Origin of the sequence: Spirosoma pollinicola (assembly GCF_002831565.1) — a bacterium.
Classification (GTDB): Bacteria; Bacteroidota; Bacteroidia; order Cytophagales; family Spirosomataceae; genus Spirosoma; species Spirosoma pollinicola.
In genome coordinates, this window is sequence record NZ_CP025096.1 from 3,711,503 (window position 1) to 3,725,294 (window position 13,792).

At 46.8% G+C, this 13,792-nt stretch carries 11 protein-coding genes; 4 read left to right on the plus strand and 7 right to left on the minus strand.

Features of this window, described 5'->3' with window-relative positions:
- Positions 1 to 849, minus strand: a complete 849-nt coding sequence (locus CWM47_RS15510; protein WP_100989034.1) for a 3-keto-disaccharide hydrolase — start codon at positions 847 to 849, stop codon at positions 1 to 3.
- A 143-nt stretch (positions 850 to 992) separates the two neighbouring features.
- Here CWM47_RS15510 and CWM47_RS15515 point away from each other — a divergent pair, with 143 nt between their 5' ends.
- The gene (locus CWM47_RS15515; RefSeq protein WP_100989037.1) at positions 993 to 2,090 is read left to right on the plus strand and encodes an SMP-30/gluconolactonase/LRE family protein; all 1,098 of its coding nucleotides are present in this window, start codon (positions 993 to 995) and stop codon (positions 2,088 to 2,090) included.
- Positions 2,091 to 2,170: 80 nt separating this feature from the next.
- On the opposite strand, the gene CWM47_RS15520 is transcribed toward CWM47_RS15515, so the two are convergent.
- Positions 2,171 to 2,767, minus strand: coding sequence for a 3-keto-disaccharide hydrolase (locus CWM47_RS15520; protein ID WP_100989039.1), 597 nt, complete (start codon positions 2,765 to 2,767; stop codon positions 2,171 to 2,173).
- Positions 2,768 to 2,851: 84 nt separating this feature from the next.
- Positions 2,852 to 3,973, minus strand: a complete 1,122-nt coding sequence (locus CWM47_RS15525) for a lactonase family protein (protein WP_100989041.1) — start codon at positions 3,971 to 3,973, stop codon at positions 2,852 to 2,854.
- A gap of 259 nt (positions 3,974 to 4,232) precedes the next feature.
- On the opposite strand from CWM47_RS15525, the gene CWM47_RS15530 reads away from it, so the two are divergent.
- The gene (locus tag CWM47_RS15530) at positions 4,233 to 5,117 is read left to right on the plus strand and encodes an OmpA/MotB family protein (RefSeq protein ID WP_100989043.1); all 885 of its coding nucleotides are present in this window, start codon (positions 4,233 to 4,235) and stop codon (positions 5,115 to 5,117) included.
- Positions 5,118 to 5,243: 126 nt separating this feature from the next.
- Here the strand turns inward: CWM47_RS15530 and CWM47_RS15535 are convergent, their stop codons facing one another.
- Both CWM47_RS15535 and CWM47_RS15540 read right to left on the minus strand, forming a co-directional pair.
- Entirely contained in the window at positions 5,244 to 6,017 is a 774-nt protein-coding gene (locus CWM47_RS15535; RefSeq protein WP_100989045.1) for a lipoprotein signal peptidase, read from the minus strand.
- A gap of 65 nt (positions 6,018 to 6,082) precedes the next feature.
- Complete coding sequence (locus tag CWM47_RS15540; protein ID WP_100993895.1) at positions 6,083 to 7,297, minus strand: proline dehydrogenase family protein; 1,215 nt, start codon at positions 7,295 to 7,297, stop codon at positions 6,083 to 6,085.
- Positions 7,298 to 7,573: 276 nt separating this feature from the next.
- Between CWM47_RS15540 and CWM47_RS15545 the strand changes: the two genes are divergently transcribed.
- Complete coding sequence (locus CWM47_RS15545) at positions 7,574 to 8,677, plus strand: chorismate mutase (RefSeq protein ID WP_100989047.1); 1,104 nt, start codon at positions 7,574 to 7,576, stop codon at positions 8,675 to 8,677.
- Positions 8,678 to 8,798: 121 nt separating this feature from the next.
- Here the strand turns inward: CWM47_RS15545 and CWM47_RS15550 are convergent, their stop codons facing one another.
- Positions 8,799 to 9,761 (minus strand): DUF4249 domain-containing protein, encoded by a 963-nt coding sequence (locus tag CWM47_RS15550; RefSeq protein ID WP_100989049.1) that lies wholly within the window; start codon positions 9,759 to 9,761, stop codon positions 8,799 to 8,801.
- Positions 9,761 to 12,187: a TonB-dependent receptor gene (locus CWM47_RS15555; protein ID WP_100989051.1), complete on the minus strand. Its 2,427-nt coding sequence runs from the start codon at positions 12,185 to 12,187 to the stop codon at positions 9,761 to 9,763. Before CWM47_RS15555 ends, CWM47_RS15550 begins: the two co-directional genes overlap by 1 nt.
- A 217-nt stretch (positions 12,188 to 12,404) precedes the next feature.
- Here CWM47_RS15555 and CWM47_RS15560 point away from each other — a divergent pair, with 217 nt between their 5' ends.
- Positions 12,405 to 13,745, plus strand: coding sequence for an NAD(P)/FAD-dependent oxidoreductase (locus CWM47_RS15560; protein ID WP_100989052.1), 1,341 nt, complete (start codon positions 12,405 to 12,407; stop codon positions 13,743 to 13,745).
- The last annotated feature ends 47 nt before the right edge of the window (positions 13,746 to 13,792 follow it).

Sequence of the window (13,792 nt, forward strand, 5' to 3'; positions counted from 1 at the left end):
CTACTGTGGGAGTAAGGCCGCTGGCAACTGCGTGATGGATTGAATCTGAATGTTGCGGTAAAACACTTCGGCACCCTCCGACTGAATTTGAATTTTACCTCTCGTGAGGGGTTCCTCTTTGCCATTAACTATGTGGCGCGTTTTGGTGAGTACCAAATTCACCTTGCCATTCATGACATGCAGACACGTGTCGCTGAAACAGTACAGTTCAAGAACGTTCCACTCGCCCGATGGTTTTTCGGAATCCGGGTTTTTAAGGCACGACCGGCCAACAGGTGTTTTATCCTGAAAGGTAATCCGCGGGGCGCCAGGGTCATAAACGTAAGTGTCCTTTTCATTCTTACGGGCCGTAATATCGGTTAGCACATTCATAACGCCCCAATAATCTCCACAGTCGCCTTCCTGAACCTGTAATTCGAACGATTCCATCCATAACATGGGGGTTCCGTGTGGTCCATTACTGTGGTAAAGCAAACCACTATCTCGGGGACGGTCCAGTTTAGGGGGCCACTTCTTTTTACCCCACTTGAACTCCATACGAAGGTGATAGTTGCCGTAGTCTGCCAGCGTGTTGATGCCGCCGAAGGTTTCGCCCGAAATGCGTAAGGCTGGTTTTCCATCGACTGTAACAACCGAAAAAACATGGTTTGGGTCGTTGTTGAGGCCAATTGGCAGGGCCTTTTCATTCTCGCCGTCTTTAGCATACGGCTTATCAAGATACGTCTCCCAGCCAGTGAGGTTTTTTCCGTTAAACAAGGATTGCCATTTTCCCGATTTTACGGACGATTGGGCCGCAGCAGCCGTAACGATCAGGCAACTCGTACAGATTAACAGCAAACGTATTTTCATAAGTTGTTGGTTTTTTAAGCGATAAACAGCCAGAGATATGAGCACGGCTTTTCTTTAGTTATGGGCTTTATACCAAATGATTCCAACTTTTACAGGAACACTCAGTTTATGTCGGAATACGTTTATTTACTCTACATAAAACTATGAAGCAGTTTATTATTCCGGTTCTACTCGGACTAGGGTTAGCCGCAGGCTGTCAGAAGAAAGAAAATGCAAAGGGTGTCGATACGGGCAATCTGGACAGTGCTAAAGAAAACGTTTCGACCGTTGGCGACCCTAAGCTATTGTACACGCTGCCTGCCAAATACAATACGCCCGATGGTATGGCGCTGGCTCCCGATGGATCTGTTTATTTGTCTATCCCCAATCTGGCGGATAATAGCTACCCCGGCGTTATCGTGAAATTTGCCGCTGATTCAGTGCAGTTTTTTACCAGCCTACCTGTACACCCCGATACCAAGCATGCCTGCCCAATGGACCTGGCGTTTGGTCCCGATGGTAGTTTGTACTATGCTGATAACCAGTACGAAAACGACAAAAATTACAAATCCCGACTCATGAGGATTCGGATGAAGAACGGTAAGGCTGAGAGCGTGGAGCCGGTTGTAACGGGCTTTGGCTTATCGAATGCTGTTGTCTGGAAGGGCAACACTGTTTACGTTACTGACAGCCAATGGGATATGCCTGACAACGACAAAGGCAGCGCTGTTTTTCATTTTACGCTCGATGAGCTAAACAAAGGTGTGGTGGCTTTGAAACCGAAAACGATGGATTCGCACATACTGACGACGTTTACAACAACAGTAAACGAAACGGGGGTAGACAATGGAGCGGATGGGCTGGATTACGACAGCAAGGGGAATTTCTATACCGGCTCATTCGGCGATGGAACGCTCTACAAAATGACGCTTAAGCCTGATGGTTCACTGGCTTCTAAAGAAGTAGTGAAGGTAAGCGAGCCGATTCTCTGCGTTGATGGTCTAATCGTTGATCGAAAAACAGATATGATTTACCTCTGTAATTCCCGCATGAATTCAATTATGCGTGTTGCGCCTGATGGGAAAGTGGCCACAGTTGTTCAGAATGGCGATACCGATGGTAAAGATGGCCGAATCGACCAACCCGCCGAAGTCTTACTAAAAGGGAACCGGTTGTTTATCACTGACTACGACAAGCCCGAAAAGAAGTTCGTCAATACCAAAGCCGACGACGTACATACGATGTCGTATGTTGATTTGTAATGTGGCCCTCTGGTCCGCAAAGTTACATGGTTGCTCTATATTAACCGTATAGCTTTGAGGACCAGAGGTCCACGCTACAGTTACAACTCCTGCAATTTGAAATTCTTCCAGCGAACTTTAATGCCGCCACCGTCGTGGATTTGCAGGGCTACGGAGCCTTCGCCTTTGCCAATTTTTTCGTCGGTCAGGTCAACCATCTGAGTACCGTTCAGGAACGTTTGTACATGGTCGCCTTCAACCCGGATGCGGAGCTTATTCCAGTCGGTTGGTTTCAGGATGGTTTCTTTCTCGTCGGGAATCTGAATCAACCAGCCACGTCCGTATGATTCATAAATACCACCTGTATCATGATTTGGTGGCGCAACTTCCACCTGCCAGCCGTTTACTTTAGTGCCCTCTACCGTCGACCGGAAAAATACACCGCTGTTGCCGTTGGCTTCCTCTTTGAACTCCAGCGTCAGGTCGAAATTCTTGTAGTGTTTCTCCGTTGCCAGATAGCCATATTGTTTATCCGGACCACTTTCGCAGATGAGTTCGCCGTTTTCGACATACCATTTTTCGGTACCGTAAATTTTCCAGCCGCTCAAGTCCTTGCCGTTGAACAGCTTGATTGTTTTTGTTGGAGCCGTGAAGGCAAAGGCTGCCATGATCAGGCAGAAAGCCATGCAGTACTTCATTGAGTATAGGGGTTTTCGACGGGTTGAAGCGCCGTGTTTGATAAGCGGGGGCAAATTAAGGTGTTATTCGTTAGGACAAAAATACTATCTAGCCGTCATCAGGATGCATACCGGAGCAGGAACCTTCACTGATTGGCCTGTATAGGTCAGCTTACCCGTTTTCTGATCGCGTCGGAAAATAGTAATATTGTCTGAATCCTGATGGGCGACAAAAATGAATTCACCTTTAGGGTCAATCAGGAAATTACGGGGTGTTTTACCCTCGGTAGGCTGATCGCCCACTTTCGTCAGCTTTCCATCTGTACCAATAGCAAAGATGGCGAGTGTGTTAGCCCCCCGATTCGACTGATACAAAAACTTGCCCGATGGGTCAATATGAATATCAGCACTGGTATTCTGGCCCGTAAAGTCGGCAGGTAACGTTTTGACGTTGTCCTCTAGCAACGTTAATGCGCCCGTTTTGGCATCACGGGAAAAGACAGCAACCGTTGAGGTCAGTTCTTCGACCAGATAGGCGTATTTTCCATTAGGGTGAAACGTAAAATGACGCGGCCCTGATCCGGGTTTAACAGTTGCGTAAGGTGTTGTGGCTGGTTTTATCTTACTTGCCTTTGCGTCAACATCAAAAATATTTAGCTTATCGGTTGTCAAATCAGCTACATAAACAAAGCGGTTGTCGGGCGCGAGCGTGGCCGAGTGTACATGAGCCCTTTCCTGCCGTTGTGTATTTGGTCCAGTACCAATATCTTGAACGCTGTCGGTAGGAGCACTTAATTTACCATCGGCGTTGATCGGTAATACCGCCAGACTGCCCCCCCCATAGTTGGAAACGAAAGCCGTTTTGCCAGTTTGATCAACACTAATATGGCAGGGCCCCCCGCCGAGTGATGATTGTCCATTCAAAAATTGAAGCTTGCCAGTCGCTTTATCAATGGCATAGGAACTAACACCACCAAGCTTGTCGGCTCCTTCATTAACAGAGTACAGGTAATTGCCATTTGGATGAAAAGCCAGAAAAGAGGGACTTTTTGCATTGGAAACGGCCTGAATAGGTTGCATGGTACCAGCTTTTCGGTCAAATTCGAACACATATATACCTTCACTTCCCCGGAGAGAGTATGTGCCAACATACATGCGTTCTTTGCCCGACTGAGCTTGCGCTGTCAGGCCTGCGCCAATCAAAACAGTAATCAATAGTTTGTTCATAAATCATAGAAGTGATTCTGGTTAATAAGCATGGAGTTCAGGTAAACTACCGATTTCATTTATGGGGGTTTATGGATAGAATTAAAGTTTTTCAAAAAAATTAGTAAGTAGATGAGGAAATTATCAAACAGAATTGTTTTACATGAAGAAAGCTGTGAAGTCGATTCGCCAGAATGATTTACTTTTGTATCAACGATTAGCGTCATTCATTCCCAGCATTTATCGTTTAACCTAACTTTTTGTTTATACCTCCAGTAGTATGAAACGAGTATTGATTCTTTTTGCGGCCGTAGCAATGCTAGCTTCCTGTAACAGTAAGAAGCGCCTGGCCGAAATCAAAACCTTACAGGATGCACGCGATAAGGCAGTTGCTTCGCTGAACGACTGCGATCAGCGCACAGCTACACTTCGTTCGCAGTTGTCGGCCAAAGACACCGATTTACAAGGCAAAGACAAGCAAGTGGGTGATCTGCAATCGCAAATTGATTACCTCAAAAAGACGAACACTAACCTCCTCGACCGGATGTCGGATTTGTCGATTGTGAGCAAATCAGGTGCTGAAAGCATCAAAAAATCGCTCGAAACGTTGAACGAGCAAACAAAATATACCAATAACCTCAACTCATCTATTCAGCGGAAAGATTCATTGAATCTGGCGCTCGTGATGAGCCTGAAACGGTCACTAGACGATATTAATGACCAGGATGTACAGGTTGAAGTGAAAAAAGGTGTTGTTTATGTCTCTCTTTCAGACAAGCTTTTATTTAAATCGGGCAGCTATGAGGTTTTACCAGCTGCCGAAGTCGTTTTAGGTAAAGTAGCTAAAGTTGTAAACGACCATAAAGAGCTTGATATTCTGGTAGAAGGTCACACAGATGCTGTCCCCATTGCAACGAACGCTATCAAAGACAACTGGGATTTGAGTGCTTTACGGGCTACTTCGGTTGTTCGGACATTGCAGAGTAAGTTCAGCGTATCTCCTGAGCGTATGACAGCCGGTGGCCGATCAGAATTTTCGCCTAAAGACGACAATACAACGTCTGTAGGTCGTCAACAGAATCGCCGTACTGAAATCATCATTACGCCAAAGCTTGATCAATTCTTCAACCTGATGTCGAGTGGCCAGGCTGGTGGAAGCAAGTAACGTATACGTATCTCCGATAAACTGGGGAAGTTCATAGCATTAAAAAAGCCCGTATCTGCATCAGATACGGGCTTTTTTAATGCTATCAGTCAAACTCTGGCTAACATTTGCAACATGATCAAACCTTTAGTCTAAACGCTTTGGTTCTTCGGGTATAACCGACTCAGGCGTGGGCTGTTGACTATCATCTGATGATGTTTCTGTTTCTTTGTTCATTGGTTTCTGTTCATCATCTTCATCAAGAAACTCGGATGCAGGTAATACGGATGCCTCTACCGCATCCGGGCCGGAAATGGGAAGAAGACTGTCTTCAATAGGTGGCTCACCAAAAAAGCGGCGTTGAAAAAACAGGATGATGCACACACCAACGAAGATGCAGGAATCGGCAATGTTAAAAATAGGCGTTGAATAGTACTGACCGCCCCAAACAGGTACCCATTCAGGAATAAAACCTTCCCAAACGTCCACAAAAATCATATCAATTACCTGCCCATGAAACCAGGGTGTAGGCGATCCATAGGGGGCATTGTTAAGAAATACGCCGTAAAATGTGCTGTCAATTACATTGCCGACAGCACCGGCCAATATCATCGCCATTGCCCAGAGTAGGCCATTAGGCGCTCCTCTATGCGCCAGACTTACCAGATAATAGCCAATTCCGACCATGGCAAACAGTCGAAAAATGCTCAGTAAAAGTTTACCGTATTCGTGCCCTAACTGCATTCCGAACGCCATACCTGGATTCAGCACGTAGTGGAGTTTGAGCCAATCACCAGCAACTTTAACCTGGCCTGCAAAGCCGGGTGCCATGTAGAAATGTACAGCCAGCTTCACGCCCTGATCAAGTGCAATCAGGAACAGCGTCAGCAGAAAATACTTATAGGGACTTTTCTGAATCATATTAAAAAATACAGCAAGGTACCGACCAATCGACCGGGGCCTTGCTGTGTATGTGTACTCGGTTATTAACAGCCTTTACGGCGTTTCAATTCATTACTAATCAGCGAGAACTCGCGGCTGCTCTGCCCGGAAATTGACTTGTTCTCTTCGGCCCGGCGGAACAGATACGGCATAACCGATTCAACAGGGCCATAGGGCACATATTTAGCCACGTTGTACCCGGCATTGGCCAGATTGTACGATATATTGTCGCTCATACCCAGCAACTGGGCAAAGTAAATATGCACATCATTGGGTTGAATACTCATTTCCTTCATGAGCTGAACACAATAATGGCAACTGGCTTCATTATGGGTGCCTAGGCAAATGGAAATGGTTTCGCGGTTCTGTAAACAAAAGTCGATGGCCTCGTCAAACGCCAGATCGGTATCTTCTTTTGTTGGCTGGATCGGGTCCTGATACTCCTCTTCGTGGGCGCGAAGTCGCTCTTTTTCCAGATACGCACCACGCACCAGTTTCACACCCAGATAATAGCCTTTTGCCTGCGCTTCGGCTGTATCGCGCCGAAGGTGAGCCATGCTTTCCCAACGGTACATCTGGTAGGTATTATAGACAATGGGGCGCTCGTGATTATAGCGGTACATCATCTCATAAGCCAGCGTATCGATCGTATCCTGAATCCAGCTTTCTTCGGCGTCGATGAAAACACGTACGTTTCGCTCGTTGGCTCGCTGGCAAATGGTATCGACACGCTTCATAACGCGGTCAAATTCAGCTTTTTGCTCTTTGTTCAGCGAATCGCCAATTTGAATCGCTTCGAGCAGGTCGGTCGAGGCAATACCAGTTACCTTAAAAACAGAAAAAGGAATGTCATCAGATTCACTGGCCCGCTCGATCGTACGAAGAATTTCGAGGGTTGTTTCGTCGAAACTTTTTTCAGTTTCCTCACCCTCAACAGAGTAGTCGAGAATGGTACCTACATGAACATCATGTAGATGTTGGATTGTTTTTTCTGAGTCCTGAATGCTCTCTCCTCCACAAAATTGACCGAAAATTGTGCTTTTAATGAGGAATTTGATAGGGAGACGTAAACGTAGGGCAATCTTTATGAAAAAAGTCCCTAAATTTACCAACCATCCCTTATTCATCAACGCAAATAACCAGTAAGTCTTTCGGAGTTTAAAGTCCGACTGGGACGAAAAAGCAATCGAAGTGTCCTCAAATGAGAGGGGGCGGATAGTTGACTTTAAGTCTGTAAGGCCCTGGACAGTCTCCGGCATTAGATTACCTCGGTTCGACATATCAGTGCTCCGTTTGGGCGGTGCTACTAGCATAACTTAAGTGCGTGTCGGCTAACACGACCGAAATATATAACGAAATTTCGGTCAATCAGTTAACGTGCCGGCACGGCTTGGTTCGACAAACTAAAAACGGTTATAGACAAATGAAGGAACCGGCTTGAAAAACAGCCAATTCCCTGACAAATATACCATAAATTTAAATTGAAAGTTCCCCTGTAGGGTAATAGGTTATTACTCTTAGATTACCCGTTTAGTATGAAAGTAGAATTAGCCGTAGAGCCGCTTGGATCGTGGATTGATACCAACGGCAAGCCTCTGATCATTGCTGGTCCTTGCAGTGCCGAGACCGAAGATCAGTTAGTTGAAACCGCTCGCCAGTTGAAGGCACTGGGCGCGGTTCACGCCATACGCGCGGGCGTTTGGAAGCCCCGCACCCGGCCGGGTAGTTTTGAGGGTATGGGCGAAGCAGCCTTGCCCTGGATTCAGCGCGCCAAAGCCGAAACGGGTCTGCCGTTTGCGGTTGAGGTTGCCACACCTCAGCACATCGAACTGGCTCTGAAATATGGTGTTGATATCCTATGGATTGGTGCCCGCACGACAGTAAACCCATTCAACGTACAGGAAATTGCTGATGCCCTGCGTGGTGTTGACGTACCTGTACTGGTTAAAAATCCGGTAAATCCAGATCTGGCCCTTTGGGTTGGTGCTTTCGAGCGTATCGCTGGAGCCGGTATTAAAAAACTGGGCGCTATCCACCGTGGCTTTGCAACGGGTGAGGCCAGCAAGTACCGCAACATCCCGATGTGGCAGATGGCTATTGAGCTGAAGTCGATCTTCCCTCAACTGCCAATCATTGGTGATCCCAGCCACATGGCAGGTAAACGGGCTTATCTGAACGAATTGGCTCAGATGGCACTTGATCTTAACTACGATGGGCTGATTGTTGAGTCGCACATTGATCCAGATAAAGCATGGAGTGACGCTGCACAACAGTTGACACCTGCTGCTTTTGGCGAAATGCTCGATCACTTGGAAATTCGTCAGGTTGAATCGCAAAATCTGGAATTTCAGAGCTTTGTTGAGCAATCACGTCGTAACATCGACAATGTTGACCGGCAGATCGTTGAGATGCTTGGTGCTCGTATGGCCCTTGTTGAGCGTCTGGCTGAATACAAGCGTGATAACAACGTAACGCTGTTCCAGCCTGATCGTTGGAAAGAAATTCTGCAAACACGTACCGACCTCGGTAAAAAACTGAATCTGTATCCAGAACTAGTGGAAGAAATCTACAAGATTATCCACATGGAGTCGATTCGGAAGCAAACCGAGATCATCCATAGCACAACGCAAAGCGTATAGTTAGTTTTTAGTTAATTAATGAAATGGGTGAAGTGAGTGAAGTAAGTGGCGTTGTAATGCTTCACTTACTTCACTCACTCCACCCATTTCACTAATTAACTAAAAACTAACTACACTTTCTTTACTTCAATTTCAGCGTTAACGTCGCGTTGTTATAACCGGCAAAACACCCAAGTCCACCAGCAATATTGCTTGGAATCAGGACAGGTTCGGCGAATGGATTATTACGTGATCGACGTTGCCGGATGATAGCCTCCTGATAGCGGTAGTACGATTGCTCAATACTGAGCAGGTTCACTGTTATAGCGGCCGTATTGTATTGATTATAAAAACCAGTTTGCTCATTAATGGCTGATGAGTTAGCATTTATAAAAGCCCTGCCCGAAGGGATAACGGTGCCGTCGAGCCCTACATCAGTAAACAATCCCCGGTTGTCATCGTCGAACGAAAGACTGTTGTAATTTTCTTCCCGAATATTTACCGTTGTTGTGTACCGAAAAATACCGGCAACCTGATAAGCGTTCTCTTGACCGACAGGGTCTTGCCAACTTACTCGTATATAATAGCGTCCGTTTAACCTGCGATTTTGTGTTTCGGCCAATGAATCAAATTTAATCACTGTTGGGTCAACGGCTTGTGGAATAGTGCAGGTACTGGTTGCCAGTTGGCCATTGGCTGTTTTGACAGTCAGGGTATAGGTTCGACCTGCTATAACAGGGAGTTGCTTGGCACTGATGCTATAATAGGGGAGAATGGTGTCATTGCGGGGTGTTGTGTTGTTATACGTTAATACAACCGAACGGTCGCCTTCCGATAGGGTGACGATAGCGTCGGTGACGTTATTGCCTGTCTGTAACAAACTGATACTATCACCCACTACGGTATTGGAGCGCGTAACTTTGACCGTCAATACGGTATCTTGCGGACAAAGAAAACCACTGACCACCAGTTTGGAGGACTCCAACCCTAATTGCCCTGGATCAACTTCATTTCGCAGGCCGGTACACTCCTGAAGCAGTATAATTCCCGTGAAGCAACTAATAAGTAGCAGGATGGCGCGATAAATTCGTCTTGATAAACGCATCAGAATTTGAAGTTATAGCTAACGGCTGGTACAACAGGGAATACAGAATAGCGGAACAGAGCTGTTCGAGTGGGCTCGGTAGCCGTAGCAGGAACCGATTCAAGTCGGTAGAAAAACGGGTTCCGGCGGTCGTAGAGATTGTAAACACTGAATTCCCAGGTTCGTTCATGGTGTTTCATCTTCTTGTGAAACTGAACGCCCAAGTCGAAGCGATGATACGGCTCCGCCCGAAAACTATTTTTCTGGGTTCCATAATCATCAACGGTACGTCCGGGGCTGAAAAAAGATTGAACGATACCGGGCGAGCCACCATATACCAGCGCATTGCCAGCGCGATAGCTATCAAAACGTCCCACTGGAACGGTCAGAGCGTTACCCGTTCCGTACACCCACACTGCCGACAATGTTATTTTCTTACTTAAGTCATAAATGCCTACCAACGAAATGTCGTGCCTGCGGTCGTAGCGTGGGTAATAGGGCTGGCCACCGTTCAGTTCGGCAAATTGCCACTGAGTCCAGGAGAGGGTATAACCTGCCCACCCAGAAAATCGCCCTGCTTTTTTCTGTAACAAAATCTCCACGCCATAAGACCAGCCCCGTCCTGCTGTTACATTATCTTCCCACCGTAAGCTGTTGGCCGATGTTGGATCATTGATAAGTAAAAAACTGGCTCCTTCCTTATAATTGATGATGTTACTCATTGACTTATAATAGCCCTCAACCGTTAGCGTCAACCCCCTGACGAACTCACTACCGGTCGTAAAGTCTTTGGCAATACCCAAAGCAACCTGCTGTGATTGTTGTGGCTTAACACGGTCGGTACTGGGAACCCACAAATCAGTAGGCAGACCGATGCCCGTATTTGACAGCAAGTGAACGTACTGGTTCATGAGGGCATACGACGCCTTGATCGACAAATCGGGTTTAAGTGTAAACGCTCCCGAGAGCCGGGGTTCGGGTTTGATATACGTTGCATTCGTCTGGTGAAAATAACTTAGGCGCAGTCCACCATTTATGCGCCAGCGGCTGGACGGCCGCCAGGTATCTTCTGCATAAATACCTGACTCAAGTACATCAATCGTGTTAATATTGTTAATGGCCTGATTAATACCGGCATTTTGAAGCACTACCGCACTGGGTGTAAACCGATGGTATGTACTCTGAAGCCCCACTTTCACCGAGTGTTGCGGGGTTGGATAGTAATCGACATCGTATTTGAGCGAAAAATCCCGAATACCGGAATTGTACTGGAGTGAATAGGTGTCTGTAGCGAGTGTACTTTTTTCAACCGCTGAGATCTGGAATTTATAATCGCTGAAAATCAATGATAAGTTGGCAAACAGCTTCTGATTAAACAGGTGATTCCAGCGGAGCGTGCCAGTGGCATTGCCCCAACCTAGCCCAATGTCGTTATTCTGGCTATTGTCGTGTGCATAGAACTTGTCGCGGCCAAAATAGCCGCTCAGATAGACTTTGTTTGTTGGGCTAAAATCGTAGTTCGCCTTGGCGTTCAGGTCATAGAAATAATAACCAGCCTGCATCTGCCCTTTGGTCTGTGCATTAATGAGCGGTGCCGCAACGATATCGAGGTATGTTCGGCGGCCAGATATCAGAAACGACCCAGAAGGCTGGCCCGGCTTTTTGTTCTTCGTCAGTGGCCCTTCAAGCGTTAATCGGGAAGCGATTAAGCCAATTCCGCCTTCTCCATGCAGTTTCTCCCGGTTGCCATCCTTCATATTCAGGTCAATAACCGACGATAGCCGCCCGCCATACCGCGCCGGGAAGCCACCTTTTATTAACTCGACGCTTTTGATGGCATCGCCATTAAAGACCGAGAAAAAGCCAAATAAGTGACTGGCATTATAGACAACGGCATCATCCAGAATGATAAGATTTTGATCGGGACCACCGCCCCGAACATAAATTCCCGTTTGACCTTCGGAGCCTTTCTGCACGCCCGGCATAAGTTGAAGTACTTTCAACACATCTTTCTCGCCCAGAAAAGCCGGTATTTTTTTGATCTGGCTTACCGGAACATCAATCGTACTCATCTGTGCACTTTCGCTCACTTTTTCGGTTAGACGTCCCGCTGTCACATCGACTTCGGCCAGTCGCTGGCCGGGCGTCAGCAATACATTCAGCGTTTGATTCGTGCGTAGCCCAATGGTACGTGCTATGGCATCATAGCCCACAAACGAATAAGCCAGCCGCAGGCTATCCTGTGCTGGTAGGGTTAGTGAATAAAATCCATAGGTGTTGGTGGTCGTACCCGTAGTGGTACCGGGGAGGTACACATTTACGCCAATGAGGGCTTCCTGACTCACCGCTTCTCGTACGTAGCCGCTCACTGTGAAGCGAGGGGGCGGGTTTTGTGCCCATAAGACTGTGGTAGATAAAAACAATAAAACCAGTAATCGTATTCGCATAGGTAGAGTAAGTATAGCTAAAGAGAGCGCGTTGAGGCTGTAAGGAATGGACAAGATAAAAAGTATTGGACGCTCTGGTAACATTCCTTGGGAATACTATAACAAAACGATGAAGTGCTGCCGTCCATTGCTCAATTTCAGTTATGAATTCGAACAAAACGCCTGACTATAAGGTACTATAGTCGTTAACGTTCACTGTGCTTAACGTCTGATATATATGCTTCAATTCGATAAACTTTCGCTCAATATACCTGATACGAACAAGCCTCGCGTCGTCATTATCGGTGGCGGATTTGGCGGAATGAACCTGGCCAAGAGTCTGCGAAATACCGATGTGCAGATAGTGCTTTTCGATAAGCAGAATTATAATGGCTTCTGGCCATTACTTTATCAGGTAGCCACCGCCGGGCTGGAGCCAGATGCTATTGCCGAGCCGTTTCGCAAAATGTTCGACGGGTTCGACGACTTTCATTATCGGATGGTACGGGTCAATAAAATAGACCCCACCGCCAAAACCGTAACGACCCTAATCGGCGATTTGCATTACGATTATCTGGTCATTGCCAGCGGGTCGAAGTCGAATTTCTTTGGCAATAAGGATATTCAAAAATATTCGTTTCCGCTGAAAACGATTCCCGAAGCCTTGAACGTAAGAAGTCAGTTTTTGCAATGTTTTGAACAGGCCAGTGTCACAACCGATCCCGCCGAACGCAAGAGTCTGCTTACGTTTGTCATTGCAGGAGCTGGCCCGACGGGGGTAGAAATGGCTGGTTCGCTAGCCGAAATGCGGAAACACGTGTTACCAAGCGATTATCCGGGTCTGGATTTCAGCCAGATGTGCATTTATGTCGTTGAGGGATTAGGTAAGGTATTACCACCCATGTCTGACGAAGCCGGGAAGAAAGCGCAGCGATACCTCGAAGATCTGGGTGTTATCATTAAGCTGAATACGCTGGTTGAAAATTACGACGGCGAAACGGTTACGTTTAAAGGGGGCGAACAGATACGAACTCAAACGTTGGTTTGGGGTGCGGGTGTAACCGGTGCAATGATTGACGGTATTCCAGCCGAATCAACGGAGCGAGGTAGGATTCTGGTCGATCCAATCAACCGCGTTCAGGGTTTGAACAATGTATTTGCCATTGGTGATATTGCCTTCATGAAGCTGGATGACTTCCCCAAAGGGCATCCTGGTGTAGCGCAGCCTGCCATTCAACAGGGCGTGCATTTAGCAAAAAACATACGTCGGCTGTTGAAAAACGAACCGACCGAACCCTTTAAGTACTTTGACAAGGGATCATTAGCCATTGTAGGCCGTAGTCGCGCTGTAGCCGATTTACCGGGGAATATTCATCTGGGTGGCTTTATTGCCTGGATGTCTTGGCTGTTTGTCCACATCTGGTATCTGGTCGGATTCCGCAGCAAGTTAGTTGTCTTCAGTAACTGGGTGTACCGATTGTTTACCTACGAACGGGGCACGCGCATTATCATTCGACCATTTATCCGAAAAGACGATAAAGTAGGGCAGGAGATTATGGCCCAGAGTGAGGCAGAATGATAGTAATGAACACGGATTTTTATGGTTTTTATGATGCATTATGATCT